The organism is Arthrobacter sp. 754 (assembly GCF_040548695.1).
Taxonomy (GTDB): Bacteria; Actinomycetota; Actinomycetes; order Actinomycetales; family Micrococcaceae; genus Arthrobacter.
The window spans coordinates 268,548-294,472 of sequence record NZ_JBEPSC010000004.1; the positions used below are offsets into that span (position 1 = coordinate 268,548).

The following is a 25,925-nucleotide window of genomic DNA, read 5'->3' on the forward strand; positions in this document are numbered from 1 at the left end:
TACTTAGGCCGCGCCAAGGATGGGTCCAAAGTTCGCCCGGTCGGCCAGACGTGGATCCTCCCGGTCCGGGACAACCAGCACCGGACTCTTGGCGTGGTGAAGCACGCCCGCGGAGGTGGAACCCAGGAGCATTCCGGTGAAGCCTCCGCGGCCGCGCGTGCCCACAACGACCAGCTCCACGTGCCGGCTGGCCTCCACCAGGGCATCCACCGGCGAGCCGTCCCTGAGCTCCGCTTCCATGGGAAGGGCAGGGTAGTGGCTCTTCAGCCACGCCATCCCGGCGTCGAGCTGCACCTGGATGTCGGCCAGGAGGGCCTTCCGGTCCATAGGGGCCGGCACCCAGGCCAGGGATCCGCTGTACTGCGGCACTGCGCAGAGGACCCGCAGGGTAGCCCCGATGCGCTCAGCCTGGGAGGCCGCCTCCAGCACGGCGACGCGGGCCTGCTCGGAGCCGTCAACGCCCACTACCACCACGTTCTCCACGGGCTTGTGTCCGGCTTTGGCCTGTTCGGCCCTGATGCGTTTGTCGTCAGTGGTTTCACCCAGGCGGTCTGCGCAGATCAGGGGCACGGTGACGGTGGGGCATTTGGCGTGGGCCGGCAGCGCACTGCTGACTGAGCCAAGAAGGCGTCCGACGAAGCCGCCGCGGCCCCTGGTGCCAACCACCAGCAGTTCAGCCGTCTCGGACAGCTCCAGCAGGACGCCCGAGGCATCGCCGTTCTCCACGGAGGCGTCGACGTCGATGTTGTACCCGGAAACCTTGTCCACCGCCTGCTGCAGGACTGCCTCGGCGCCCTCGCGGATCACCGAATCGTCCACGGTGGCGTAGCCGCCGTCCAGCCCGGACGCAGCGAAGATCGGCACGGAATACGCCGTCACTATATGCAGCGGCCGACGGCGGCGCTCGGCTTCCCGGGCCGCCCACACCAGTGCGCACTGGCCGTGATCGGACCCGTCCACGCCCACAACGATTCCGCCCGGGGCGGCCGGAGTTCCGGCCCCATCCCGTTCCGGATCCGGATGCATCTCCTGTGCGCCCATTGGGCCGCCTCCTCGCGATACTGCCTGATGTTGCGGCTATTCTGCCAGAAGCGGAGCCCTCCGCCTGCACCCGTCGGATTGTCACCGCCGCGGCCGGGAAAACCCTGCTTCCGCTTCTCACTATTCTCGGTCCGCCTGCACTTAGCAAGCTGTCCACAGGTACGGTGCGCAGGTTATCCACAGCCGCCCGGCGTTGGGATGGAAAGCGCGTTCATCGCAAACAGAATGTTTCGGTTTGGGCTACCAATGAGCACAAATGTTCTGTAGTCTTCGAGGCACTGCCGGTCCGGGACGCCCTCAGCGAGGAAGCATCCAGGGCCGGTTCTGCGGCCGGACTTTGGGGGTAAGGTGACGCATGCGGGGCGATGATGCCCGCGTCAGCCGAAATCTTCGAAGGAGGAAACTGTAGTGTCAAGCATGCCTGTAAACGGCGGGACCGAACGGACCACCACGGTGATCATCGGCACGGGGCTCTCCGGCCTTGCCGTCGGAGCAGAGCTGCGCCGGCGCGGCATAGACGCCATCGTGGTGGACGGACTGGACATCCTGGGCGCCGCGCAACCGGCCAACACAGCTTCACTGCAGCGCTGCGACGCAGCAGATTCCGATTCCCTCCGGGAACGCAATGAAATCCTCCGCCACCTTCGCAACTATGCGGCCAGCCACGACATGGATGTCCGCAACACCACCCGGGCCGTCCAGCTCACCATGGTGGGCGGGACGGCAGCAGGTGCGCATGCCGGCGCGCCAGAAACCTCCGCGCCGCGCCAATGGGAAGTCCATACCCCCAACGGCATCCTGCTGGCGGACAACATCGTGCTGACCCGCTGCGCCCACAGCCAGCTGCGCCGCATGCTCAGCGACTTCGGCATCACCGTCCGCAGCAACCTCGTGGCCGCCATGCGGACCATCGGCATCTACCTGGTGGGCGTGGGCGAGCTCATTACCCCCTCGCCCAAGGAAGTGCTGCGCCAGGCCAAGACTGTGGGGCAGGCCATCTCCGCCAAGATGCAGCCGGACGACGGTCCCCCCGCCCTGACGGGCAGCTTCGCCGTCTAGGGGCGCTGGACCCCGCCTGCGGCAGAGCCTGAGTCTTCATCAGGACCCTGGTCTTCGTCGGGACCCTCGTCTTCGTCGGAACCCGCGCTGAGCCGGCGTTTGGCCAGGACACCGATGGCCACCAGCAGCCCCAGGGCCACCGCGGCAAAGACCACCAGGCTCCAGGGAAACGGTTCAGACGCGCCGGCCGCGGGAAGTGGAGTCACCGTGGCTCCCGGCTGCGCGGTTCCCATGGTGGGGACGGCCGGCGCCGCCGTCGTACCTGTTCCGGGTGACGCGGCCGACGGCGATACCCCCGGCGGTGCTCCCGCCGCCGGTGCGGATGCTGTAAACCCGAACGTCCCCTCGATGGGGTGCGAATCCGAGCTGACAACGCGCCACGCGACCGTGTAGGCGCCCGCCGGAGCGCCGGACTTCAGCTTCTGGGACGCAACGTTGTCCACGATCTCGACTGCACCGTCAGCCCACTCTGTGCCGGCGGAATCCTTGACGGAAAACTGCGCGCCGATGCCCAGCGGGTTCTTGCTGAACGTGACGGAAACCTTCTCGGGGGCGGTTGCCACCGTTGCCCCCTGTGCAGGGCTGCTGGACTCCGCAGCATCGTGCGCCGACGCCGGAGTGGGGGCGCCCAGAAGAGCGGCGGCAACGACGGCGGCAAAAACCACTGCCCCGAGTACGGCGCTCAGCAGCTGACGGCAGGTGGATCGCATGGGTGGACTGCTCCCTCGGGTTGGCGTCCTTCCAGCCTAGGCGAACTTCGAAGGTGGCCTGGCTCCCGGCTTGGCCCCTCCACTACGCGCCCACATACGCCGCCAGATGCTTGCCGGTGAGGGTGGACCGGGCCGCGACGAGATCGGCAGGCGTGCCCTCGGAAACGATCCTGCCGCCGTCGTGGCCGGCACCGGGACCGAGATCGATGATCCAGTCGGCGTGCGCCATAACCGCCTGGTGGTGCTCGATGACGATCACCGATTTGCCGGAGTCGACGAGCCGGTCCAGGAGGCCCAGCAGGTTCTCGACGTCGGCGAGGTGAAGGCCTGTGGTGGGCTCGTCCAGAACGTAGACGTCCCCCTTTTCCGCCATCTGGGTGGCCAGCTTGACGCGCTGCCGCTCGCCTCCTGACAACGTGGTGAGCGGCTGGCCGAGTGTGAGGTACCCGAGCCCCACGTCCACCAGGCGGTCCAGGATCTTGTGGGCGGCCGGGGTACGGGCCTCCCCCTCGCTGAAGAACTCCTCGGCCTCGGTCATCGACATGTCCAGGACGTCGGCGATGTTGCGGCTGCCAAGCGTGTATTCCAGCACTGATGCCTGGAAGCGCCGGCCCTCACAGTCCTCGCAGGTGGATTCGACCGTTGCCATGACACCCAGTTCGGTGAAGATGACGCCGGCCCCGTTGCACGTGGGGCATGCGCCCTCGGAGTTTGAGCTGAACAGCGCAGGTTTCACATTGTTGGCCTTAGCGAACGCCTTGCGGATGGGCTCGAGCAGTCCCGTGTACGTGGCGGGGTTGCTGCGGCGCGAGCCTTTGATGGCGCCCTGGTCGATCACCACCACGCCGTCCCGGCCGGCCACCGAACCGTGGATCAGCGAGCTCTTCCCGGAGCCGGCCACACCGGTGACCACGCAGAGCACACCCAGCGGGATGTCGACGTCGACGTCCCGGAGGTTGTTCGTGGAGGCACCCCGGACCTCGAGCTTCCTGGCGGAGGAACGTACCGTCTCCTTCAGGGCCGCCCTGTCATCGAGGTGGTGCCCGGTGATCGTGTCGCTGGCCCGCAGGCCCCCGACAGTCCCTTCGAAGCAGACGCTGCCGCCTTTGGTCCCGGCGCCGGGACCGAGGTCGACAACGTGGTCTGCGATGGTGATGGTCTCGGGCTTGTGTTCGACCACGAGCACGGTGTTGCCTTTGTCCCGAAGCTGCAGCAGGAGCCGGTTCATCCGCTCGATGTCGTGCGGATGGAGCCCGATGGAGGGTTCGTCGAACACGTAGGTGACGTCGGTCAGTGAGGATCCGAGGTGGCGGATCATCTTGGTGCGCTGGGCCTCACCGCCGGAAAGCGTCCCGGCCGGCCTGGCCAGGGAGAGGTAGCCCAGCCCGATTTCGGCGAACGAGTCCAGCAGGTGCTGCAGGCCTTTGAGGAGCGGCGCGACCGAGGGTTCATTGAGGTCCCGGATCCAGCCGGCGAGGTCGCTGATCTGCATCTCGCACAGATCGGCGATGTTCCTGCCCTTGATCTTCGCGCTCCTGGCCTCCGGGCTCAGCCGGGTTCCGTCACACTCCGGGCAGGACTGGAAAGTGATGGCGCGCTCCACGAAGGCCCGGATGTGGGGCTGCATGGCGTCGACGTCCTTGGAGAGCATCGATTTCTGGATCTTAGGGATCAGGCCTTCGTAGGTGAGGTTGATCCCCTCGACCTTGATCTTGGTGGGCTCCTTGTAGAGGAGGTCGTTCATTTCCTTCTTGGTGTACTTCGCGATGGGCTTGTCCATGTTGAAGCCGGCGCCGGCGAAGATGCGGCCGTACCATCCGTCCATGCTGTATCCGGGGACGGTCAGTGCGCCCTCGGCGAGGGACTTGCTGTCGTCGTACAGGGCGGTGAGGTCGAAGTCGGAGACCGAACCCATGCCCTCGCAGCGCGGGCACATGCCGCCAAGGTAGACGGCGTTCTGGACCACGCTCTTCTCAACCCTGCCGCTCTTCTCGGTGCTCATCACCCCGCTGGCCTTCCGCGTGGGGACGTTGAACGAGAAGGCGGTGGGCGGGCCGACGTACGGCTTTCCCAGCCGGCTGAAGAGGATACGGAGCATGGCGTTGGCATCCGTGGCCGTGCCCACCGTGGAGCGGGGGTTGGCGCCCATCCGTTCCTGGTCGACGATGATGGCCGTGGTCAGTCCTTCGAGCATGTCGACGTCGGGACGCGCCAGCGATGGCATGAATCCCTGCACGAAGGCGCTGTAGGTCTCGTTGATCATCCGCTGCGACTCAGCGGCGATGGTGGCGAAGACCAGCGAGCTCTTGCCGGACCCGGAGACGCCGGTGAACACCGTCAGCCGGCGCTTCGGGATCTCCAGGCTGATGTCCTTGAGGTTGTTCTCCCGGGCGCCCTGGACGCGGATCAGGTCATGGGTGTCGGCAGCGTGGACCGCGGGCGGCTGCAGGTCCGTTGCGGTCTCCGCAGTCATTTTGCCTCGTTGATGCGGATCATGTTTCCGGCGGGATCACGGAAGGCGCAGTCACGGATACCATAGGCCTGCTCGATGGGCTCCTGGACCACTTCCGCGCCGCTTGCCAGCAGCTTCTCGAAGGTTCCGTCCAGGTCCGGGGTAGCGAGCACGATCCGGGCGTAGCTGCCCTTGGCCATCAGCTCCGAGATGGTGCGGCGCTCATCATCGGTGAGGCCGGGGTCCGCGTTCGGCGGCTCCAGGACGATGGAGGTCTGGGGCTGGCCCACAGGCCCGACGGTCAGCCAGCGCATTCCGCCGTAGCCGACGTCGTTGCGCACCTCGAAGCCGAGGGTGTCCCGGTAGAACGCCAGGGACGCGTCGGGATCGGTGTGCGGAAGGAAAGTCCAATGAATTGTGAGTTCCATGACGTCATTCTAGGCTCGGCTCCTGGACCTTCGCTTCTCGATTCCTGATCGGTCTGGTCACCTGTTTCACCACGCATGACGGCATGCCGGAGGCGTCCCCGCCGGCCAGGCGGCGGTAGGTACCCGGCGACATCCCCACCAGTTCGTTGAACCGGGTGCTGAACGTGCCCAATGACTGGCAGCCGACGGCGTAGCAAACCTCCGTCACGCTGAGGTCCCCGCGCCGCAACAGTGCCATGGCCCGCTCGATGCGCCGTGTCATCAGATAGCCGTAGGGCGGCTCGCCGTAGGCGAGGCGGAACTGCCGGCTGAGGTGCCCCCCGGACATGTTCACACCGCGGGCGAGCGCCTCGACGTCGAGCGGCTGGGCGTACTCGCGGTCGATCCGGTCCCGCACGCGCCGCAGAAGCGCGAGGTCGCGCAGGCGCTGCTGCTGCGCCGGATTGGTCTCCACGAGCGTGATCGTGCCACGCCAAAGCAGGGATGTCCAGCACTTTCTGCCCGTTTGGAAGCCCGCAAAAGGTAGCGAACTTCACGGCGCGTTTCCGCCCCCTTGGTCCTGGGGCGCATCCCCGTCCGTTTAGGATCAAGTATCCCCAAATGACTCCCCCGGAGGACTAATGCTTAAGCAAGGCTCTGCCCTGGACCGGTACTTCAAGATCACCGAGCGGGGGTCAAACCTCTCCCGCGAGATCCGCGGCGGTTTCGCCACGTTCTTCGCGATGAGCTACATCGTGGTCCTGAACCCGCTCATCCTCTCCGGCCCCGACTCCAGCGGCACCACGTTGGGGTTCACCGCGGTCGCGGCCGTGACCGCCTTCGTGGCCGGCATCCTGACCATCCTGATGGGTGCCTGGGCCAAGCACCCCTTCGCGTTGGCCACCGGCCTGGGCGTCAACGCCTTTGTGGCCGTGACCGTGGCCACCAACCCCGGCCTGACCTGGCCGGACATGATGGGCCTGGTGGTCCTCTCCGGTGTGACCATGCTGATCCTGGTCCTGACCGGTTTCCGGACGGCCGTCTTCAAAGCCGTTCCGGACGGGCTCAAGACCGCCATCGTGGTGGGCATCGGCCTTTTCATCGCACTGATCGGCCTGGTCAACGCCGGGTTCGTGCGCCGCATCCCTGACGTTGCCGGCACCACCGTTCCCGTTGGACTGGGCTTCGACGGCAAGCTCCTGGGCTGGCCAACCGCGGTGTTCGTTTTCGGCCTGATCCTGACCATCGCCCTGGTGGTCCGCAAGGTCAAGGGCGCCATCCTGATCGGCATCATCACCTCAACGGTCATCTCCGTCATCCTTGAGATGACCCTGCACATCGGCCCCAGCTTCGACGGCAAGGTCTCCAACCCGCAGGGCTGGTCGCTGGTGGCCCCCACGTTCTCTGAGTGGTCCGCCCCGGACCTGTCCCTGATCGGCAAGGCCAATCCGTTCGGTGCCTTCGAACACCTGGGCTTCGTGGCCGCGACGCTGCTGGCCTTCGTCATCCTGCTGAGCATCTTCTTCGACGCCATGGGCACCATGGTTGGACTTGCCACCGAAGCCGGCAACATCGATGAGCACGGCAACATCCCGAACGTCGACCGCGTGCTGCAGGTGGACGCCCTGGGTGCCATCGTGGGCGGTGGAGCCTCCATCTCCTCGAACCAGATCTACGTGGAGGCAGGCGCCGGAATCGGCGAGGGCGCGCGGACAGGCGTGGCCTCCATCGTGACCGGCCTGTTGTTCCTGGTGGCCATGTTCTTCACCCCGCTGATCAACCTGGTGCCCTTTGAAGCAGTGGCACCCGCACTGGTGGTGGTGGGGTTCATGATGGTGTCCCAGGTGGGCAAGATCGACTGGCAGGACTGGGGCATCGCCATCCCGGCCTTCCTGACCTTCACTCTCATGCCATTCACGTATTCGATCGCCAACGGCCTGGGCGCCGGGTTCATCGCCTTCGTCCTGATCCGCACCGTGCAGGGCCGGGTGAAGGAGATCCACCCGCTGATGTGGGCGGTGGCCGCGGCCTTCCTGCTCTTCTTCGCGGTAGGACCGATCGAGGCCGCGCTGGGCATGCTGTAGTTCCCGGGGCGGGGTCAGACGGGGGTGTTCGGGGCGAGCCCCTCGTCGCCGGTCTCCGCCACTGCCTTGCGTTCCCGGAGCCGGTCCAGCCTGTTCATGAGGGGCGAGGTGGTGGCGCCGTGGATGACAATCGACAGCGCCACCACCAGGCCCACAAATCCCCAGAGCCATTCCGCCTGGTCGGAGAATTCGCCCTTGCCCAGTGCGTAGGCGAGGTAGTACAGCGAGCCGATCCCGCGGATCCCGAAAAAGGACAGGGCGATCCTTTCCCGCGGTCCCGTCTTGCCACCCAGAAGCCCCAACCAGCCGGCAACGGGACGCACCAGCAGCAGGAATGCCAGCGCCACCAGGACCTCGGCCCATCCCACCGGGGCGAGCAGCCCGCGTGCAATGGCTCCGCCCAGCAGGACCAGGATCACCACGGTCATGAGGCGTTCCAGTTGCTCCACGTACGAGTGCAGGATCTTGTGGTAGCCGTGGGTGTGTTCCGCAGCCCGGATGGTCACGGCGCACACGAACACCGCGATGAACCCGTATCCCTCGATCATTTCCGTGAGGCCGTAGGCAAGGAAAGTTGCCGCCAGGGCCACAAAGCCTTCCGAATGGTTGGATAGCCGAAGGCTGGCTTTGCGGGCCGAGAAAAACAGCATGGCCAAAACTTTTCCGGTAAGGAAACCGAGCACCAGGCCCACGGTCAGCCGCCACAGAACATCCACGCCGAACCATTCCGGAAACCAGGCCGACGGCGATGACCCGACAATACTGATGGCGATGGCCAGGTAGACGAACGGGAAAGCCAGACCGTCGTTCAGGCCGGCTTCGGAGGTCAGGCCAAAGCGGACCTCGTCTTCCTGGCCCGTTTCCTCTTCCTGGTCCGCCGGCTCCCCCACCTGGACTTCCGAGGCCAACACAGGATCCGTGGGGGCCAGGCTGGAGGCCACCAGCAGCGCGGCGCCAAGCCCGAGCCCCAGAAACCACATCCCCAGAAGCGTCAGGATGATGATGCACAGGGGCATGGCGATGCCCAGGAGACGCCAGGTGGTGGACCAGCTCTTGCGCCCCACCGGACGGTCCAGTGCCAGCCCCGCACCCATCAGCGAAATGATCACGCAGACCTCCGCGATGTGCGTGGTGAAGTCATTGTGCTGGAGCGGGTCCGGATCAGGCAGGGTGGGAATCAGGGAAAACGCCGCAATACCCGCGCCAAGAAACACCATGGGCATCGAAAAGGGCGCGTTGCGTAAGGCTTTGGGCAGGATTGCGGCGACGAACACGGCAACACCGGCGGCGGCAAAAATGATACTCGTGGCTTCCAGCATGGGCTGTCTCCGGAATCGAATGCTCGCGTGAGAAAGTGGTTGGTCCACAATAGCCGTAACGTCCAGGCCTTTCCGCGACATCCGTAATGCCAGACAGTCCGCCGTGCGCGGTGCTGGTTTTCGCAGCAGGCATGGGGTGAAGTTGGGGAATGGTCCTTCCCGCTTACACCGTTGATGTCCCGCCGATGCCCTGGACCGGGAGGTTCGACGGCGAGGGCCAGGAGCACCGCCGGTGGTGGCAGGCAGTATCGCCTTACGTTCCTGGGTCGGTCGCGCCTGGGTCAGCTGTGCCTGGGTCAGCCTCCGCCGCTCCCGGCCCTGCCGGGGGATCCGGTTCACGTTCAGCAGTGATTCTCGGGTTTGCGAGCGATGAAGGTGTCCGGCGGAACCAGGGCCGCCCGGGTGCGGCCCAGGCCCCTGCTGCCCTCCGCGCGGCGCTGGGCCCCCTTGCCTTTCATCCGGACCGCCAGGTGTTCGACGCCGGCGACGTCGAAGTCGCAGGCGGTGCCCTGGAGGACGGCCAGGCCCGTGCCGGGCACGCCATCACGGCAATGCTCGACGGCGGGCATCTCACCGCTGTCCTGGGCGGCGGGCACGAGACCGCTTTCGCCAGCTACCTGGGCGTGGCCGGTTCCAGGGCTGTCCGCGGCGGCCGGCGGCTGGGCGTGCTGAACCTGGACGCCCATTTCGATCTCCGCGATGAACCCGAACCGAGCTCCGGGACGCCGTTCCTGCAGATGGCGCGGGCGGAAGCCGCCGCGGGGCGCGAACTCAGGTACGCCGTCGTCGGCATCTCAGAACCCAACAACACCCGGGCCCTGTTCAGCACGGCACACCGCCTGGGTGTGAAATACCTGTTGGATGAGGACTGCACGGCGGAGCGGGTGAAGGCCTTCGTGGCTGACTTCCTGGCCGGTGTGGATGTGCTTTACCTGACGATCGATCTTGACGTGCTGCCGTCGTCCGTAGCTCCCGGGGTCAGTGCGCCGGCAAGCTACGGGGTGCCGCTGCCGGTCATCAGCGCTGTGTGCCGCCAGGTTGTGCAGAGCGGAAAGCTGCTGCACGTGGACGTGGCGGAGCTTAACCCTGAGTACGACGTCGACGGCCGGACCGCAAAGGTCGCCGCCAGGCTCGTGGAGACCCTGCTGCGCTAGCTTCTGAGCACGTAGCGCCGTTCGGGGCGCCCGACGCCGTACTTAAGCCGGACGTCGAGCACGCCCTCGTCGTGGAGGTACTCCAGGTACCGGCGGGCGCTGACCCGGGAGGTGCCCAGCTGGACCGCGACCTCAGCGGCGGACAGGTCGCCGTCGGCGTCCTTGAGCGCAGCTTCCACCAGCTTCAGCGTTTCGATGCTGCAGCCCTTCGGCAGCGGCCGTTCGGTCCGGTCCAGGCCGAACACCCGGTTCACGTCGGACTGCTCCGCCACGTCCTTGGACGAGTCGAGGCCCTGGTATGCGCTGCGGTAATGCTCCAGCCGTTCCTGCAGGTCAGTCTGGGAGAAAGGCTTGATGAGGTAGTGCACGATCCCGCCGCGGAGCGCCTTGCGGACCGTCTCCACTTCGCGGGCGGCACTGATGACCAGGACGTCCAGTTCCGGGGCCACCTCCCGCAGTTTCTGCATGAGGTCCAGGCCGTTGATATCCGGCAAATGGATGTCCAGAAGCACGAGGTCAGGCATCAGGCGTGCGGTTTCCGCCACAGCCTGGGCACCGGTATGGGCAACCCCGACGACGGCGAACCCCGGCGTGCGCTGGATGAACCCCGCATGGACCTTGGCCACCATAAAGTCGTCGTCAATGATGAGAACATTGATCATGGCTGCGGCCTCCTTCGTTTCAGCTTCGCCGTAAAGACTGCCCCGTTGTCGTTGGCCACGGTGAGGTCGCCGCCGCCGCGCCGGCAGACCACGCGCGAGAGCGCCAGGCCGAAGCCCCGCCCGCCGTCGGACCCGGGGGTCGCGGTTCCGGACTGCTTGGTGGTGAACCCCTGCCGGAAGATCTCCTCCGCGCCGACATCCGGGATTCCCGGGCCGTTGTCCCGGACCGTCACCCTCACGCCGTCGCTGTCCTCTTCAACCAGGACCCGGACCGACGCGTCAGGGCGCCCGGAGACGGCGTCGAACGCGTTGTCCACGAGGTTCCCCGCGACTGTGGCGAGGTCGCGGGAAAGGTCCTCATCCACCCGCCCGAGGTACGACCGGGGATCAAGCTGAAGGGCCACACCCCGTTCGGTGGCGAGGCTCGCTTTGGCGATGAGCAGGGCGGCGAGCGCGGGATCCTGGATCCTGCTGGTGACCTCGTCATTGAGGCGGGTCCGGTCCACTGTGGCACCGTTGACGAACTGCACCACCGAATCGTACTCGCCGATCTGGATGAGGCCGGAGATCACGTGCAGCTGGTTGGCGAACTCGTGGGCCTGCGCCCGCAGCGTGTCAGTGGCCGTCCGGGTGGCCCCGAGCTCACGTTCCAGGGAAGACATCTCCGTGCGGTCGCGCAGGGTGGTGACCGCGCCGATGTCCCTGCCGCGGGACCGAATGGGCACCCGGTTCAGCACCACGAGCCGCTCCCCCACCAGCACCAGGCGGTCCGGGTCCACCTGCTCCCGGGTAAGGACCTCCTTCACCGCAGGGTCCACCGCGAGCGCCGCCAGGTCCTTGCCCACGCAGTCGGCGGGCAGCCCCAGCAGTTCGCGGGCGCTGTCGTTGGCCACCGTGACGCGCTGGTGCGGATCAAGTGCCACCACACCCTCCTTCAACCCATGAAGCATCGCCTCGCGGTTCTCCACCAGGCCGGTGATTTCGCTGGGCTCCATGCCGAGCGTCTGCCGTTTGACCCGCCGGGCCAGCAGCAGTGAACCGGCCACTCCCAGCACGCTGGCGATGCCCAGGTAGGTCAGCAGGTTGGGGACTGCGTCGCCCAGCCTCTCCAGGACGGACGGATAGTCCCTGCTGATGGAGGCGATGCCGATCATCTTGCCGCTGTCATCAAGTACCGGAACGTGTGCTGAAAGGAACTGCGAGCCGGACCCGCTCACCGGTCCTGTCCAGGCCCGGCCTTCCATCACCCGGCTGCCGCCCAGTTCCAGCGGCCGGCCCAGGAGGTTGGGGTCGGATGAAGCCACTACGGTGCGGTCGAACCGGGCGAGCGCCACCTGGGAGGAGCCGGAGACTGTGCGGACTGTCTCCGCGACAGCGGCCAGGGCCGCGCTGCCCCGCGGCTCCGCAACGGGCAGCAGGGCACGCACAGCAGGGTTGTTGCCCAGCGCCTCGGCTGCCGAGAGGGCACGGCGGCCCTCGATCCGTTCAAAGGTCGCGGCCGACTGGGCCAGCGAAATCGCCGCCACCGCGACGAGGACGGCCAGGACGATCAGCAATTGCAGCACCAGGTACTGCCCGGCGAGGGACATTCCTCTTCGTCGAGACACTGTGGTTCTTTCCTCTGGTGGGTGGGGACCCTCGCGGGGTACCGGAACTATATCCCACCGTACGCGGCCCATGGGGACCGGTGGGCTGCCGGAAACGTGAACGCAATGAACTTAACTTTCTCTGAGTACACAAGAGTGATGCCCGTCACCTGGCCGCCTAGCATCGGATCACCAGTCAGTTTCTTGCTGATCAGTTTTTAGAGAAGAGGAAAACCATGCGCCACACCCGCGCATTGCGAATCGCCGCCGTCGCCGCCGGCATCGCCCTGATGGCCACCGGCTGCGGTGCCACCGGAAAGAGCTCCACCGATTCGGCAAGCACAGGCGCTGCCGCCGGTCCCGTCACGGGGCTGCAGATCATGGTCCCCAACACTCCCGGTGGCGGCTACGACACCACCGCCCGCGTTGCCGCGAAGGTCCTCGACGACCAGAAGATCGCCACCAATACCGAGGTCTTCAACCTGGCCGGCGCCGGTGGAACAGTGGGACTGGCCCGTGTGGTCAACGAAAAGGGCAACGGAGACCTTGCCATGCTCATGGGCCTGGGCGTTGTGGGCGCCAGCTACACCAACAAATCCCAGTCGAAGCTGACTGACACCACTCCCCTGGCCAAGCTCATCGAAGAACCCGGCGCCATCATGGTCAGCAAGGACTCGCCCTACAAGACCATCGATGACCTGGTCACCGCCTGGAAGGCAAACCCCGGTTCCATCAGCGTCGGCGGCGGCTCTTCCCCCGGCGGCCCGGACCACCTGCTTCCCATGCAGCTCGCAGGAGCTGTGGGAATCGACGCTACCAAGGTGAACTTCGTGTCCTACGACGGCGGCGGGGACCTGCTCCCGGCCATCCTCGGCAACAAAGTGGGCTTCGCGGCTTCCGGCGCCGGCGAATACCTCAAGCAGATCGAATCCGGCGAGGTCCGCGTCCTGGCAACCAGTGGGGAAAAGCGCCTCGATGGTGTGGACGCCCCCACGCTGAAGGAATCCAACATCGACCTGGTGTTCAGCAACTGGCGCGGCCTGGTGGCCCCTCCTGGAATCAGCGACGCCGACAAAGCCAAGCTGATCGGCGCCGTCGAAAAGATGCACGAAAGTGCCGCCTGGAAGGAAGCACTCAAGACCCACAGCTGGACTGATGCGTTCATCACCGGCGACAAGTTCAAGTCCTTCCTTACAGAGCAGGACAAGCGGGTGGCCGACGTCCTCACGAAGCTTGGCCTGGCGTGAGTTCTTCACCAACTTTGGCCTCACGGCTCAAAGGCCGCTCCGAGCTGGGGGTTGCCCTCCTGCTCGGGGCGGTCGGGGTACTGGTTCTGGTCGACGCCATCGGCCTGGTAACGCCGTATTCCAAATCGGACCCGGTAGGCCCTAAGACCATCCCGTACATCGTGGCCGGGCTCCTGCTCGTCTGCGCCGTGCTGCTGGCCGTCAATGTCATTCGCGGCGGCCAGGGCGAGGCCGAAGGCGGCGAGGACGTGGACCTCACGCATCCGGCCGATTGGAAGACCGTCCTGCCGCTGGCCGGCGTCTTCATCCTCAACATCCTGCTCATCGACTGGGCCGGCTGGGTGATTTCGGGCACCGTCCTGTTCTGGGGAAGCCTCCTGGCCCTTGGCAGCCGGCACTACATCCGTGACGGCCTCCTGTCCGTGGCCCTTTCCCTGCTCACTTTTTATGGCTTCTACCTGGGCCTTGGCATTGCACTGCCTGCCGGGCTCCTGGACGGGATTCTCTGATGGATGTCTTTTCCTCCCTGATGGACGGTTTCGCCACCGCCCTGACACCCATGAACTTCATGTACGCCGTCATCGGCGTCATCCTGGGCACCGCCGTCGGCGTGCTGCCCGGCCTGGGCCCGGCGATGACCGTTGCGCTGCTGCTCCCGGTCACCTACGCCCTGGAACCCACCAGCGCGTTCATCATGTTCGCCGGCATCTACTACGGCGGCATGTACGGCGGCTCCACCACGTCGATCCTGCTGAACACCCCGGGTGAATCCTCGTCAGTGGTGACGGCCATCGAAGGCAACAAAATGGCCAAAGCCGGACGTGCGGCCCAGGCCTTGGCGACGGCGGCGATCGGCTCGTTTGTTGCCGGCACCATCGGCACTGCCCTCCTGGCCGTCTGCGCACCCATTGTGGTGAAGTTCGCCGTCAGCCTTGGCGCACCGAGCTACCTGGCCATCATGATCCTGGCGCTTCTCGCCGTCACGGCCGTTCTGGGATCGTCCCGGCTCCGCGGCTTCGCTTCGCTGGGCCTGGGCCTGGCGATCGGGCTCGTGGGCATGGACGCTGTTACCGGCCAGCGGCGCCTGACTTTCGGCCAGCCGCTGCTGGCGGATGGCCTGGACATCGTGGTGGTTGCGGTGGCGATCTTCGCCGTGGGCGAAGCCCTTTGGGTCGCCGCGCACCTGCGCCGCACGCCCACGCACATCATTCCCGTTGGTCAGCCGTGGATGGGCAAGGAGGACTGGAAGAGGTCCTGGAAACCCTGGCTCCGCGGAACGGCCTTCGGGTTCCCCTTCGGCGCCCTGCCCGCCGGTGGTGCGGAGATCCCCACGTTCCTCTCCTACGTCACCGAGAAGCGCCTCACGAAGCACCCGGAAGAGTTCGGCAAGGGTGCCATCGAGGGCGTCGCCGGCCCGGAAGCAGCCAACAACGCGGCAGCAGCGGGCACCCTGACGCCCATGCTTGCCCTGGGTTTGCCCACCAACGCGACAGCGGCCGTGATGCTGGCGGCGTTTACGTCCTACGGCATCCAGCCCGGTCCGCAGCTGTTCGCAAGCGAGGGACCGCTGGTCTGGGCGCTTATCGCCAGCCTCTTCATTGGCAACTTCCTGTTGCTGATCATCAACCTGCCCCTGGCTCCGTTGTGGGCCAAGCTCCTGCAGCTCCCGCGGCCCTACCTGTACGCGGGCATCCTGTTCTTCGCCACATTGGGCGCGTACTCGGTGAACCTGCAGGCGTTTGACCTGGCAATCCTGCTGGTGATCGGTGCGCTCGGTTTCATGATGAGGCGCTTCGGGCTTCCGGTGCTGCCGCTGGTCCTCGGCGTGATCCTCGGACCGCGGCTGGAAAAGCAACTCCGGCAGACGCTGCAGTTGAGCGCCGGAGACCCTGCGGGCCTCTGGAGCGAGCCGATCGCCGTCGTCATCTACATCATCGTGGCGATCATCCTGCTCTGGCCGTTTCTGTTCAAGCTCGTTCGGCGCAACCGTCCGGCAGCCGTACCGGCAGGCATTCCTCCGACCGGCTCAGGCGCGGCCGCACCGAGGGAGGCAGGCAGCACCGTCAGCCATGGCAGCCACCGTGCCGACGAACCATCCGGCGGCCACGGAACGTCCGGCGACCGATCATCCGGCGGTGGAGCATCCGGCAGTGACGGCGGCAGCGACGGCTAACCAGCCAAGGCCACGGGCACCCGTCCGAGCGGCAGCAGATCATGAAAGTACAGACACTAAGGAAATGCCATGACGATTGTGGTGGGATACGTCCCAACTCCCGAGGGCGAAGCGGCGCTCACCCAGGCGATTTCGGAAGCCCGGAAAACCGGCACGAGGCTGCTGGTGGTCAATTCCTCCAAGGGTGATGCCCTGGTGGACAACCGCTACGCCCAGGAGCCCGAGATCCAGACCATCGAGGAACGCCTGGCCACCCAAGGTATTGACCACGTGATCAAACAGCCCGTGCGCGGCCACGATGCTGCGGCTGAGGTGCTGGACGCCGCCGAGGAGCACAACGCGCAGCTCATTGTGATCGGCCTGCGCCGCCGTACTCCGGTGGGCAAACTCATCATGGGCAGCACGTCCCAGCGGATCCTGCTTGAAGCAGACTGTCCTGTACTGGCGGTCAAAGCGGCAGCAACGGCCTGAACCGGCAACACCTGAGTCCGAAGCTTGTTCGCCAACCCTGCCCGCGGCGGTACGGTGAAGCGAAGAAGCTTCGGACTTGTGTCATCCTGGGCGCACTAAATGCCAGTCATCTGACATCTGTGCGGCGTAGCGGGTATGCTTGATGGAGCCATTGGCATGAAAGACAGCCTTTGGAGACGAAACACAGAAAGTTCGGCACATGGATACAGCAACATTGGAACGCCCCTTGGCCGCCGTCGCCGCCGAAGACGCCTCAGCTTCCCGGTCCCTCGATCTGCAGTTCTCCACTGCCCACGAGATGCACGAAGGACTGGACCACGCTGTTGCCACCCTCATCGGGACCGCCATGGAGGCATCCTGCGGCATTCTCGTCACCCGCCTGCACCCGGGACGTTACACGGTTGCGGTGGACGAGTCGGTTCCCTTTGGCGAGACCTACGAAAGCATTGCCGCCTGATCTGACGCCCTGAGCGCAAAAAAAGTCCCTGCGGGCCGGTAACATCCGGACCGCAGGGACTTTTTCAAATCGGGGTCAGCTCCTGCGCACATCTACCCCGTCAGATTTCAGGAAAGACTCCTTCTCCGACGGGCCGGCCGGCACGAGCCACAGCACGTTCCCGCTCTGCGATACCTCTTCGACAACGCCGTCCGCAATGACATGCGCGTGCTTGATGATTTCCACTTGGTCCCCGGCCTTGAGCGTTCCCCAATCAGAGATGATGGCCGAATGGGAATTGCGCCTCGACAGGACCGCCCCACGTGCTTTCATTTGAACTTCTACCCCTTTGTATACGTCCTGCGCCACAGCATCCTTGATGTGACTATTGCTACAACTTCAGTTCTACTACAATTCCGGCGGCCAAAATGTGCGTGTTGCATCATATTTCAACATTGCCCGGAATTGTGTTCGGTATCGAAGAATATTCCTGCTCAGGCAAGTATTCCTACCGCCGCTTCGGCCGCGGCGCGGACCTGCCCGGAGGCAACCAGACGGTCGGCCGCCTCGAGTTCCGGCGACAGGGACCTGTCCGTACCGGGGCCCTCAACAACGGTCCGCAGCACCTCAATAACTGCTTTCCCTGCCGGACCCGGGACCAGTTTGCCGCCGGAGAACTCCGTGCGGATGTCCAGGGCGCGCGCTGAGGTCACCAGTTCTATTGCCAGGACACGGCGCAGGTTCTCCACGGCCTTACGCAGCTTGCGTGCCGCGTGCCAGCCCATGGAGACGTGGTCCTCCTGCATCGCGGAGCTCGGGATGGAGTCCACCGACGCCGGGACCGCCAGCCGCTTGTTGTCCGAAACCAGCCCGGCCTGTGTGTACTGCGCGATCATCAGGCCTGAATCAACACCGGGATCCGCAGCCAGGAAGGCGGGCAGCCCGTGCGAGCGGGCCGGGTCCAGCATTCGGTCTGTGCGGCGCTCCGCGATGGAGCTCAGGTCCGCCACTGCAATGGCGAGGAAATCCAGCACGTAGGCCACCGGTGCGCCGTGGAAATTTCCGTTGGAGCTGACGCGGCCATCCGGAAGGACCACGGGATTGTCGATGGCAGCAGCCAGTTCACGGGATGCCACCAGGGCTGCATAGTCAACCGTGTCCCGGGCGGCACCTGCCACCTGGGGTGCGCAGCGCAGGGAGTACGCGTCCTGGACTTTGGAGTCGCCCACCCGGTGGGAGGCCACGATGGGCGAGTTGGACAGCACCCGGAGCATGTTGTCCGCGCTTGCGGCCTGCCCGGGATGCGGACGGAGTGCCGCGTGCAGCTCCGGCAGGAACACCTGGTCAGTACCCAGCAGCGCCTCAACACTGAGCGCGGCGGTGATGTCCGCCGTCGTCACCAGCTGGCGAAGGTCCGCGATGGCCATCAGCAGCATGCCCAGCATGCCCTCGGTACCGTTGACCAGCGCGAGTCCCTCTTTCTCGGCAAGGGTCACCGGCTCAATGCCATGCTCGGCAAGCAGCACGGCGACAGGCTCCTCGCCCCGCCCGCCGTACGTCACGCCGTCGGGCCCCGCGGCTTCGCCCTCACCCATCAGCACCAGGGCGCAGTGGGAAAGCGGGGCCAGATCGCCGGAGCAGCCGAGCGACCCGAATTCGCGGACCACCGGGGTGATGCCGGCGTTGAGCACGTCCACCATGGTCTGCAGCACGACGGGCCGGACGCCGGTCCGGCCGGAGGCGAGGGTCTTGGCGCGCAGGAACATGATGCCGCGGACCACCTCACGCTCCACGGCCGGCCCCATGCCGGCGGCGTGGCTGCGGATGAGGGATTTCTGCAGCTGCGTGCGGAGCTCGTTGGGGATATGCCTGTTGGCCAGTGCACCGAAGCCGGTGGAGATGCCGTAGGCCGGGGTCTCACTGTGGGCGAGGACGTCGATGTGTGCGCGGACTTTTGCCACCGTTTCCAGGGCGTCCTGGGAAATGGTCACCTTGGCGTTGTGGCGGGCGACGGCGACGAGGTCCTCGGGTGTGACGCCGCTGGAGCCGAGGGTGACGGTCAGCGGTTCGTGGGTAATGGCAGTCATTTGTTCCTACTTCTTTGCTTCTGCGGAATCTGCTGATTCCTTCATGGGGATGCGGACGCCGCGTTCCTTCGCCACCTCGACGGCGCGGTCGTAACCGGCATCTGCGTGGCGGATGACGCCCATGCCTGGGTCGTTGGTGAGGAGGCGTTCAAGTTTCTGCGCGGCGAGGTCGGTGCCGTCGGCGACCGAGACCTGCCCGGCGTGGATGGAGCGGCCGATGCCGACGCCGCCGCCGTGGTGGATGGAAACCCAGGTGGCGCCGGAGGCTGTGTTGAGCAGGGCGTTGAGCAGCGGCCAGTCGGCGATCGCGTCGGAGCCGTCGGCCATGGCCTCGGTTTCGCGGTAGGGGGAGGCGACGGAGCCGGAGTCCAGATGGTCGCGGCCGATCACGATGGGCGCTTTGACCTTGCCTTCCTTGACGAGCTGGTTGAACAGCAGGCCGGCCTTGGCGCGGTCGCCGTAGCCCAGCCAGCAGATCCGGGCGGGCAGGCCTTCGAACTCCACGCGTTCCTGGGCGGCGTCGATCCAGCGGTGCAGGTGCTTGTTCTCCGGGAAGAGTTCCTTGATGGCTTTGTCCGTCACGGCGATGTCTTCCGGGTCGCCGGACAGCGCAACCCAGCGGAACGGACCGAGGCCCTCGCAGAACAGCGGGCGGATGTAGGCCGGGACGAAGCCGGGGAATTCGAAGGCGCGGTTGTAGCCGCCCTTGCGGGCCTCGTCGCGGATGGAGTTGCCGTAATCGAACACTTCGGCGCCCGTGTCCTGGAACTCGACCATGGCCTGGACGTGCTTTGCCATGGAGGCCTGGGCCTTTTTGGTGAAGCCTTCCGGATCCGCGGCCGCCTCGCGGTGCCATTCCTCCACCGTGATGCCCTCCGGGAGGTAGCTCAGGGGATCGTGCGCGGAGGTCTGGTCCGTGACGATGTCCACGGTGAGTTCGCCGGCGTTGTGGCGGCGCAGGATTTCAGGGAAGACGGTGGCGGCGTTGCCGACGTAGCCAACGGACCAGCCGCGGCGTTCCTCCTTGGCCTTGAGCACTTTGGCGATGGCGGCGTCGAGGTCTGTTTCCACCTCGTCGAGGTAGCGCTTGCCGGCGCGCCGGCGAAGGCGGCTCTCGTCGACGTCGACGATCAGGCACGCGCCCTCGTTCAGGGTGACGGCGAGCGGCTGGGCGCCCCCCATTCCGCCGCAGCCGCCGGTGAGGGTCAGTGTGCCGGCAAGGGTGCCGTTCTCGTCCCCGGTGAGCTTCCGGGCGATCGCGGCGAAGGTCTCGAAGGTGCCCTGCAGGATGCCCTGGGTGCCGATGTAGATCCAGGACCCGGCGGTCATCTGGCCGTACATCATCAGGCCCTCGGCCTCGAGCCGGCGGAACTCGGGCCAGTTTGCCCAGTCGCCGACGAGGTTGGAGTTGGCCAGCAGGACGCGCGGAGCCCATTCGTTGGTGCGGAAGACGCCGACGGGCTTGCCGGACTGGACCAGGAGGGTCTCATCCTTCTCCATGGTTTCCAGGGTGCGGGTGATCGCGTCGAACGCGGCCCAGGAGCGGACGGCGCGGCCGGTGCCGCCGTAGACCACCAGATCATCGGGGCGTTCGGCCACCTCGGGGTCCAGGTTGTTCATGAGCATGCGCAGCGGCGCCTCGGTCTGCCAGCTCTTGGCAGTGAGCGTGGTGCCCCGGGCTGCTTTGACCGGGCGGGCACCGGTGGTGAAATCGGCGGGTGCCATGGTGGCTCCTTCTCGTGTTGTGCTGGGAAGAGGTTCTGTATCAACTAAAGCCGCTTCCCAGCAGTGGAAACAGGCCTTTCGAGGGGGTGCTGTCCGGGATTCCAGACCGGCCGGGCTCGCGTGGGCAGTGCTATTTCGCCAGGCTATTTGGCCGGGCTATTTGGCCGGGCTATTTGGCCGGGCGGCCGTGGATGCGGACCGACAGCTCGTCCGCTGCCTTCTGCACACGGGCCGCGAGCGCCGGCCACTGGTCTGCCGGCAATTTGTCCTCCAGGAAGGTGACGGCGACTGCCGCCGTCGGCCATCCCACGTGGTCCGTAACGGCGGCCGCGATGGAACCGAAGCCGGGGGTCACCTCGCCGTGCTCGGTGGCGTAACCGCGCTGCCTGACCTGGTCCAGGTGCGAAGACAGTGCCGAGTACTTCATGATGGCGCCTTCCACCTCATGCCGGGCAGTGAACGCCGCAGCATTCGGATAGAGCGCACGGACCTGGGACTTCGGCAGGGCGGCAAGAATCGCCCGGCCGCTGGCGGTTAGGTGGCTCGGGAGTCGGACGCCGACGTCGGTCACCAGGGAAGGACGGTTCTTAGCCCGTTCCTCCACGATGTAGAGCACGTCGCGGCCATGAAGCACCGCCAGGTGGGCACTCTCACCGATCACGTCCACCAGCGATGCCAGCAACGGCCTGCCCAGACGCGACAGTGGTTCCTGCCGCGAATAGGCCGAGCTGAGTTCGAACGCGCTGATGCCGAGCCCGTAACGCTGCTCCTCATGGAGGTGCAGGACAAAACCGTTCGCCTCCATGACACCCAGCAGGTGGTAGACGCTGGAGCGGGGAAGGCCCAGTGATGTGGCAATGCTCGACGCCGCCATCGGCCCCCGCTTCGAGGCCAGCAGTTTGAGGATGCGCAGCGTGTTCTCGGCAGCAGGGACCTTTGAAGTCGCCTTTGATTCACGGCCTTGGGGTCTGGCTTCTGCGTCCGTCACCATTCCGCCTCCTCCGGTTCCTTGTGTGGGATTCTCCGCTGTCCGGGATCCCGTACTTAACCTTGCGCCCTTCCCACATGTCCTCAGGGCCATCAGACCACTTCAATGTCTGAAATACCAGACATCGCCAGCGGGCCTATCCCGCCGACGCATGTCCCAGGCTGGACCGCATGGTCCCAACCGCCGCCATCCTCGCTGCGTATGCTTTGGGTAGAGTGCCCGTCATGGACGAAAAGGAAACGCTGCACCGCTATCTGCGGGCCCGGCGGGATAACCTCCTGGGAAAGCTGGACGGCCTGAGCGAGTACGACGTCCGCCGGCCTCTCACTCCTACAGGCACCAACCTGCTGGGGCTGGTCAAGCACCTGGCCAGCGTGGAACTTGGCTACTTTGGTGAGGTCTTCGGACGGCCCAGCGGAGTGTCCCTGCCCTGGTACGACGACGATGCCGCACCTGACGCCGACCTGTGGGTCACCGCCGATGAAAGCCGTGAGTACATCATTGGGCTGCACCTATCGGCCGCGGCGCACAGCGACGCAACCATCGATGCGCTGCCGTTAAATGCGCCCGGTGTGGTGCCGTGGTGGTCCGAGGACCGGCGCCACGTCACCCTGCACCAGGTTTTGGTTCACATGGTTGCTGAAAGGGCCCACCACCTGGGCCATGCTGACATCCTGCGCGAACTCATCGACGGAACGGCCGGCCAGCGGCCCGGGGATCCCAACCTGACGCCGCACAGCCCGGAAGAATGGTCGGCGCACCGCGCCACCATCGAGGCGGCGGCGCGGGCTGCCTTCGATGCGACGCAGAAGACTCAAGACCGGGACCACCGCTAAAATCTGGCAGGTTCGCCGCCCTGGGCATAGCCCTGCCCGGATTCCTGGTGCGCGGTAACGACCCGTTCAGGTTCTTTAGATGTGCTGCGACCCTCCTGTTTTCGTAGCTGGTCCAGCATCTTGTCCGGCAGTTGTGGTGGTTCCCAGTCGGGTTGTTCGCTGGCGTAGCGTCGGCCGGTGGGTGAGATCCAGCCTGGTGGTTCGTGTTGGGTGGCGCGGCCGGGTGTCCAGCCGCCGGTGTGCCGGAGCTTGTGGTGCTTTGGGCAGGGCTGGGCGAGGTTGGTGATGCCGGTGGTGCCGCCGTGTGCCCAGGCGAGGAGGTGGTCGGCTTCGTTGTCCAGGGATTGGTTGTGGCAGCCGGGGAACGGGCATTTCCCGTCCCGCAGGCGCAGCCATTGGCGTTGGGCTTTGGTGACCGGGTAGCTGGTCCGCCCGATCTCCAACGGCGCACCGTCCCGCGGGTCGATCAGGACCCGGTGGAAGGAGGTGGCGCCGTCCGCGATGAGCCTGCGTGCCATGGTGACCGGGATCGGCCCGAACCCATCCAGCATGGCCGGTTCGTCCGTGGCGCCGAGCAGGGACATGATGGGCACGGTGAGCAGGACCTGCGCCCGTGGTGACGGCACCCGCCCGGCTCCACCCCCGCCCGTACCGCTGGCCATTTCACCTGTGCCGGAGCCGGCGGTGAGGTTGTCACCATCGCCGCCTGAGAGCAGGGTAGCCGCGTCCCCACAGAGGAGCAGGGTCGCGGCGATGTCGGCACGCATCTGGGTCATGGTGCGGTCCTCGTCCGGGCCCTGCAGGGCCCGGGCGTCGGCGGTGATGCGGTTCCAGATCCCGGCAGCCTGATCCGCGGGCAGGTACGCCGAAAGCCAGGCCATCCCGTCCCGGTCCGGGCGGTATTCCAGCCGCCGGTCCGCAACACTTCTGGTGTGGCGTTTTTCGATGCTGACCGGGTGGTGCCGTTCGCGCCAGATCCTGGCCTTGTGCCGGAACCGGGAGGCGACGAGTTCCCCGGCCGGGCAGCCCCGGTTGGGGTTCTCCGCCTCGGGGTCCAGGAAGTGCGCCTCCAACGCAGCGGCGCCGGCGGGGTCGAGGTTGGCGGTTTCGTCCACCATGACCCGGGCATGCTGCCAAGAGAGGGAACCGGCCGTCAGCGCGGAAAGGGTCAACGGCAACGCTGTGGTCAGGGCCTGGGATTCAGCCAGCAGGGCCCCGGCGGTCCGCTCGCCGACCGTCAGTGCACACGCGACCTCCGCAACCAACGCCATTTCCTGCGCGGTGGCCTCCTGCGGCGACAGCGCCGGAGAAGCCAACGCCGTGGACACCTCGACTAATTCCGCGAGGACCCGGACCTTCTCAGCCGCGGTCCGTGCCTCGCGACGTGCAATCCCCGCCAGACGGTCCAGGCAAAGTTCCTTCCGCCGGCGCAAAGGATCCGACGGGAAAAGTACTTCGGCCTGGAACTCGGCGTCGCCGGCGCCGCCATCGAGACTGGCAGAGGCAAGAGCAGGCGCGGAGCCAAGGGCTGGAGCAGAGGCAACGGCAGAGGCCGTGATGCGCTCCGATACCTCGTCCGCCGTCGTGCTTTCCATACCCCCATCATCCTGCGGGGCACCGACAAAAACGGCGTGGACAAAGGCCTATGTGGATAACTCTGGAGCCGGTGCAACCACCCGTGGATGTTCTGTCCAGTCAGGTTCCCTGGATGCTGACAACCACCTTGCCGCGGACCTTGCCCTCGTGGAGGTAGGTAACGGCGGCGGGGGCTTCTGCGAGGGGGAAGACCCTGTCCACGGCTGGTTTCACACTGCCGGCTTCGATCAGTGTTGTCAGTGCCTCAAGATCGCGGAACGACTCTTTGGCGACGAGCCCCTTGAGTTTTTGGCCGGAGAGCAGCGAGACCAACGGCGCCCCGAGGGACCGCTGGAACCCGCCCGCCAGCTTCCCGCCGCCTTCGCCCCCAACGATCACCAAAACGCCCTTCGGGGTGAGCGCACGCCGCAGGACGGACAACGGCCTGTTGCCGGCGGTATCGATGATGATGTCGTAGAGCACTCCGCCTTGGGAGAAATCTTCACGCGTGTAGTCGATCACGTGGTCGGCGCCGAGTGACCCGACCAGGTCCGCCTTGCCGGCACTGCAGACTCCGGTAACCTCGGCCCCGAACGCCTTCGCTACCTGCACCGTGAAGGTTCCTACTCCCCCACCGGCCCCGATGACCAGGACCTTCTGGCCGGAGACCTGCCCGGCATCCCGGACCGCCTGCAGCGCTGTGACAGCGGAGATGGGCGCCGCTGCCGCCTCCTCGAAAGTCAGGTTCGACGGCTTACGGGCCAGCCGCGCTTCCTTGGCGCAGACGAATTCGGCGAAGGACCCTTCGCACGTGCCGTACACCTCGTCCCCGGGCCGGAACCGGGTCACGCCGGCCCCTACGGCCTCAACGACGCCGGCCACCTCCCGGCCCCGGACGGGCACCCCCGGTCTCTTCAGTCCATAGCCGAAGAGCCGGACCAGGTACGGCAATCCGGTCATCAGATGCCAGACTCCCTGGTCGACGCCGGCGGCACGGATCCGTAGTAACACCTCGCCTTTGCCCGGCACAGGCTGGGCAATCTCCCGCAGCCTGAGCACATCCGAATTCCCGTAGACATCCTGCACGATAGCTTTCATGATGCGTCTCCTTCATGATCCGGGTACTGGAAAACGTCCTCCAGCGGAACGCCGAGCACGTGGGCGATCTGAAAGGCCATCTCCAGCGACGGCGAGTACCGCCCCTGTTCGATGGCAATGACGGTCTGGCGGGTGACGCCCACCCGGTCCGCCAGGCCTGCCTGGGTCATCTCACCCCGCTCGAAGCGCAGCCGGCGGATGGAGTTGGTCACCCGCGTTGGTTTCACCACGGCTGGAACCCCCGGCGGTAAGCAACAATCTTCGCGATTGACCCCAGAACCGCAGAGAGCACGAACGCCAGGTAGATGACATTCGCGATCCAGAAATGGTCTGCCTCCGTCATGGCCATCAACAGAGCAGCCACTCCCCCAATGACCACAAACGACTGACCGATGTACTCACCGAACCGGTAGATCTCCCGGTCCCGCTGGTCCTTCTTCCCAGCGTCCCTGGGCGAGAGGATACCGAACAGGGCGTGCAGCGCAATGGACGCGGCAATGGAAGCCCCCACCGTCCACAGCAACGGCGCTACATAGGGGACATCAACCAGGGGCATGCTGCCGGCCATGCCCAGGACTAGGGCCAGATAAACGCCGTAGGAACCCACAGCTACCACCCCCATGATCCAGGCGATCTTCTCTTCGAAGGACATTCCGACTCCCGCGGCAGCAAAAAATGTAAAACAAACCTGACATCACCAAAGTAAAGAAAACAAGACATTATGTCAAGAGTTTTTGACTCACCAACGGCAGCGGGCTCGCCAGTCTGAGATCAAAGACACCAAGCCCCCGTGAGGCTCATCACGTCGGGCGCAG

The 25,925-nt window shown here is 65.9% G+C and carries 25 protein-coding genes; 9 read left to right on the top strand and 16 right to left on the bottom strand.

Annotated elements, in window-relative coordinates:
* Positions 1 to 3 precede the first annotated feature (3 nt).
* Positions 4 to 1,041, bottom strand: coding sequence for a universal stress protein (locus ABIA70_RS13370; protein ID WP_354148036.1), 1,038 nt, complete (start codon positions 1,039 to 1,041; stop codon positions 4 to 6).
* Positions 1,042 to 1,458: 417 nt separating this feature from the next.
* Here ABIA70_RS13370 and ABIA70_RS13375 point away from each other — a divergent pair, with 417 nt between their 5' ends.
* Positions 1,459 to 2,100 (top strand): NAD(P)/FAD-dependent oxidoreductase, encoded by a 642-nt coding sequence (locus ABIA70_RS13375; protein ID WP_354148318.1) that lies wholly within the window; start codon positions 1,459 to 1,461, stop codon positions 2,098 to 2,100.
* On the opposite strand, the gene ABIA70_RS13380 is transcribed toward ABIA70_RS13375, so the two are convergent.
* The 4 genes from ABIA70_RS13380 to ABIA70_RS13395 all read right to left on the bottom strand — a co-directional run bounded on the left by ABIA70_RS13380 (position 2,097) and on the right by ABIA70_RS13395 (position 6,144).
* Complete coding sequence (locus ABIA70_RS13380) at positions 2,097 to 2,810, bottom strand: copper resistance CopC family protein (protein WP_354148037.1); 714 nt, start codon at positions 2,808 to 2,810, stop codon at positions 2,097 to 2,099. The two genes, ABIA70_RS13375 and ABIA70_RS13380, sit on opposite strands and share 4 nt — an antisense overlap.
* 82 nt (positions 2,811 to 2,892) lie before the next feature.
* Positions 2,893 to 5,283 carry an ATP-binding cassette domain-containing protein gene (locus ABIA70_RS13385; RefSeq protein ID WP_354148038.1) on the bottom strand — a complete coding sequence of 797 codons (2,391 nt, stop codon included), beginning with the start codon at positions 5,281 to 5,283 and terminating at the stop codon, positions 2,893 to 2,895.
* On the bottom strand, positions 5,280 to 5,690 hold the full coding sequence (locus ABIA70_RS13390) for a VOC family protein (RefSeq protein WP_354148039.1): 411 nt from the start codon (positions 5,688 to 5,690) through the stop codon (positions 5,280 to 5,282). The genes ABIA70_RS13385 and ABIA70_RS13390 overlap by 4 nt, the downstream gene beginning before the upstream one ends.
* 4 nt (positions 5,691 to 5,694) lie before the next feature.
* Positions 5,695 to 6,144 carry a helix-turn-helix transcriptional regulator gene (locus ABIA70_RS13395; RefSeq protein WP_354148040.1) on the bottom strand — a complete coding sequence of 150 codons (450 nt, stop codon included), beginning with the start codon at positions 6,142 to 6,144 and terminating at the stop codon, positions 5,695 to 5,697.
* Positions 6,145 to 6,310: 166 nt separating this feature from the next.
* Here ABIA70_RS13395 and ABIA70_RS13400 point away from each other — a divergent pair, with 166 nt between their 5' ends.
* On the top strand, positions 6,311 to 7,753 hold the full coding sequence (locus ABIA70_RS13400; protein WP_354148041.1) for an NCS2 family permease: 1,443 nt from the start codon (positions 6,311 to 6,313) through the stop codon (positions 7,751 to 7,753).
* 14 nt (positions 7,754 to 7,767) lie between these two features.
* On the opposite strand, the gene ABIA70_RS13405 is transcribed toward ABIA70_RS13400, so the two are convergent.
* Complete coding sequence (locus tag ABIA70_RS13405) at positions 7,768 to 9,072, bottom strand: cation:proton antiporter (protein ID WP_354148042.1); 1,305 nt, start codon at positions 9,070 to 9,072, stop codon at positions 7,768 to 7,770.
* Between the two features lie 149 nt (positions 9,073 to 9,221).
* On the opposite strand from ABIA70_RS13405, the gene hutG reads away from it, so the two are divergent.
* The gene (hutG, locus tag ABIA70_RS13410; protein WP_354148043.1) at positions 9,222 to 10,226 is read left to right on the top strand and encodes a formimidoylglutamase; all 1,005 of its coding nucleotides are present in this window, start codon (positions 9,222 to 9,224) and stop codon (positions 10,224 to 10,226) included.
* Here hutG and ABIA70_RS13415 read toward each other — a convergent pair.
* Together ABIA70_RS13415 and ABIA70_RS13420 are read right to left on the bottom strand one after the other, a co-directional pair.
* Positions 10,223 to 10,888: a response regulator gene (locus tag ABIA70_RS13415; protein WP_354148044.1), complete on the bottom strand. Its 666-nt coding sequence runs from the start codon at positions 10,886 to 10,888 to the stop codon at positions 10,223 to 10,225. The genes hutG and ABIA70_RS13415 overlap by 4 nt on opposite strands.
* Entirely contained in the window at positions 10,885 to 12,477 is a 1,593-nt protein-coding gene (locus ABIA70_RS13420; protein WP_354148319.1) for a sensor histidine kinase, read from the bottom strand. Before ABIA70_RS13420 ends, ABIA70_RS13415 begins: the two co-directional genes overlap by 4 nt.
* A gap of 233 nt (positions 12,478 to 12,710) precedes the next feature.
* Here ABIA70_RS13420 and ABIA70_RS13425 point away from each other — a divergent pair, with 233 nt between their 5' ends.
* The 5 genes from ABIA70_RS13425 (at position 12,711) to ABIA70_RS13445 (ending at position 16,822) form a co-directional block, all read left to right on the top strand.
* Entirely contained in the window at positions 12,711 to 13,721 is a 1,011-nt protein-coding gene (locus ABIA70_RS13425) for a Bug family tripartite tricarboxylate transporter substrate binding protein (protein ID WP_354148045.1), read from the top strand.
* Positions 13,718 to 14,230: a tripartite tricarboxylate transporter TctB family protein gene (locus ABIA70_RS13430; RefSeq protein ID WP_354148046.1), complete on the top strand. Its 513-nt coding sequence runs from the start codon at positions 13,718 to 13,720 to the stop codon at positions 14,228 to 14,230. The genes ABIA70_RS13425 and ABIA70_RS13430 overlap by 4 nt, the downstream gene beginning before the upstream one ends.
* Positions 14,230 to 15,894 (top strand): tripartite tricarboxylate transporter permease, encoded by a 1,665-nt coding sequence (locus ABIA70_RS13435; RefSeq protein ID WP_354148047.1) that lies wholly within the window; start codon positions 14,230 to 14,232, stop codon positions 15,892 to 15,894. The genes ABIA70_RS13430 and ABIA70_RS13435 overlap by 1 nt, the downstream gene beginning before the upstream one ends.
* Before the next feature lie 69 nt (positions 15,895 to 15,963).
* Positions 15,964 to 16,365, top strand: coding sequence for a universal stress protein (locus ABIA70_RS13440; RefSeq protein WP_354148048.1), 402 nt, complete (start codon positions 15,964 to 15,966; stop codon positions 16,363 to 16,365).
* 199 nt (positions 16,366 to 16,564) lie between these two features.
* Positions 16,565 to 16,822: a hypothetical protein gene (locus ABIA70_RS13445; protein WP_354148049.1), complete on the top strand. Its 258-nt coding sequence runs from the start codon at positions 16,565 to 16,567 to the stop codon at positions 16,820 to 16,822.
* 75 nt (positions 16,823 to 16,897) lie between these two features.
* On the opposite strand, the gene ABIA70_RS13450 is transcribed toward ABIA70_RS13445, so the two are convergent.
* From ABIA70_RS13450 to ABIA70_RS13465, 4 genes are all read right to left on the bottom strand, one after another.
* Complete coding sequence (locus tag ABIA70_RS13450; protein WP_354148050.1) at positions 16,898 to 17,134, bottom strand: hypothetical protein; 237 nt, start codon at positions 17,132 to 17,134, stop codon at positions 16,898 to 16,900.
* Between the two features lie 161 nt (positions 17,135 to 17,295).
* Positions 17,296 to 18,888, bottom strand: a complete 1,593-nt coding sequence (hutH, locus tag ABIA70_RS13455; RefSeq protein ID WP_354148051.1) for a histidine ammonia-lyase — start codon at positions 18,886 to 18,888, stop codon at positions 17,296 to 17,298.
* A 6-nt stretch (positions 18,889 to 18,894) separates the two neighbouring features.
* Positions 18,895 to 20,613, bottom strand: coding sequence for a urocanate hydratase (gene hutU / locus ABIA70_RS13460; RefSeq protein WP_354148052.1), 1,719 nt, complete (start codon positions 20,611 to 20,613; stop codon positions 18,895 to 18,897).
* Positions 20,614 to 20,782: 169 nt separating this feature from the next.
* Positions 20,783 to 21,604 (bottom strand): IclR family transcriptional regulator, encoded by an 822-nt coding sequence (locus tag ABIA70_RS13465; protein WP_354148053.1) that lies wholly within the window; start codon positions 21,602 to 21,604, stop codon positions 20,783 to 20,785.
* A gap of 221 nt (positions 21,605 to 21,825) precedes the next feature.
* Between ABIA70_RS13465 and ABIA70_RS13470 the strand changes: the two genes are divergently transcribed.
* The gene (locus ABIA70_RS13470) at positions 21,826 to 22,437 is read left to right on the top strand and encodes a DinB family protein (RefSeq protein WP_354148054.1); all 612 of its coding nucleotides are present in this window, start codon (positions 21,826 to 21,828) and stop codon (positions 22,435 to 22,437) included.
* Here ABIA70_RS13470 and ABIA70_RS13475 read toward each other — a convergent pair.
* The 4 genes from ABIA70_RS13475 to ABIA70_RS13490 form a co-directional block, all read right to left on the bottom strand.
* A complete protein-coding gene (locus ABIA70_RS13475; RefSeq protein ID WP_354148055.1) occupies positions 22,434 to 24,032 on the bottom strand; it encodes an HNH endonuclease signature motif containing protein in 1,599 nt (532 codons plus the stop codon). The two genes, ABIA70_RS13470 and ABIA70_RS13475, sit on opposite strands and share 4 nt — an antisense overlap.
* A 100-nt stretch (positions 24,033 to 24,132) precedes the next feature.
* A complete protein-coding gene (locus tag ABIA70_RS13480) occupies positions 24,133 to 25,110 on the bottom strand; it encodes an NAD(P)-dependent alcohol dehydrogenase (RefSeq protein ID WP_354148056.1) in 978 nt (325 codons plus the stop codon).
* Positions 25,107 to 25,340: a helix-turn-helix transcriptional regulator gene (locus tag ABIA70_RS13485; protein WP_354148057.1), complete on the bottom strand. Its 234-nt coding sequence runs from the start codon at positions 25,338 to 25,340 to the stop codon at positions 25,107 to 25,109. Before ABIA70_RS13485 ends, ABIA70_RS13480 begins: the two co-directional genes overlap by 4 nt.
* Positions 25,334 to 25,762, bottom strand: coding sequence for a hypothetical protein (locus ABIA70_RS13490; RefSeq protein ID WP_354148058.1), 429 nt, complete (start codon positions 25,760 to 25,762; stop codon positions 25,334 to 25,336). The genes ABIA70_RS13485 and ABIA70_RS13490 overlap by 7 nt, the downstream gene beginning before the upstream one ends.
* Positions 25,763 to 25,925 lie beyond the last annotated feature (163 nt).